The sequence below is a fragment of the Synechococcus sp. R55.7 genome (assembly GCF_047461955.1).
GTDB lineage: Bacteria > Cyanobacteriota > Cyanobacteriia > Thermostichales > Thermostichaceae > Thermostichus.
In genome coordinates this window covers 1-755 of record NZ_JANSIC010000451.1, presented here as the reverse complement: position 1 = coordinate 755, position 755 = coordinate 1, and the positions used below count along the sequence as shown (strand labels likewise).

Annotated in this window: 1 pseudogene; it reads left to right on the top strand. The window is 50.5% G+C overall.

What is annotated here, in order from left to right:
* Positions 1-228 precede the first annotated feature (228 nt).
* Positions 229-423: pseudogene (locus NW820_RS13075) on the top strand (PKHD-type hydroxylase); the annotation flags it as partial.
* Positions 424-755: the final 332 nt, after the last annotated feature.

The window sequence follows — 755 nt, the reverse complement described above, 5'->3', positions numbered from 1 at the left end:
GCCTTAGCTTAACCTTCTCTTGCGGTTTCTGCGGCGGGCAACAGGAGCCTTGCACGCTCTAACCGGTTGAAGTCTGCAGAGGGGGGAAGTGCGCTCGATTTTCCGCTGGCCATTTCTACCGATTCGTTCCAAAGAGGCAATCAAAGCCAGATAAGATTTACATAGGAATAACTTTCATGCTACTGAGGATTTGGCCTCTTCTGATTTTTTGGGTTTCCAGAATATTTTTTGTGTATTGGCAATGTTCTCAACACGGCAGAACTGCAGCAAACTTTGAGCCTTTTATCAGATGCAGATTTTGTGGATGGTGCCCTGACAGCGAGTTGGAATGCCAGGTTTGTCAAAAACAATAGGCAACTGCCCGAGGGATCCCTGCAGCAACAGCAGATCCAGGAGACCATTTCTGCGGCTCTAGATCCCAATTGCCGTTTAGCTTGATCTGGAAGTGGCCCAACGGCAGGAACTGCGTAAACCCCAGCCAAGCACAGCTTCAAAAGGTCGGGCTTTCCCATGAGCAGTATGCAGGGCGTCTTCTACTGCTTATCCAAAAGGGCTCCCGTTTCCGGTTGATGCCAAGCGGCTAAGGTCGAGCCCCTCACAATAGGAAAATGGGCTGGGATCCTTCAGCCCCCGGCAAAGTTGGTAGAATAAAGTCAGCCTTCGCCTTGAACTTGAATTTGGATAGGGACTGGGGTCGACCGTTGGGATCCTCGGCTATGTTCGACAAACTGCTCTTTCCCATCGATAACTCGCGT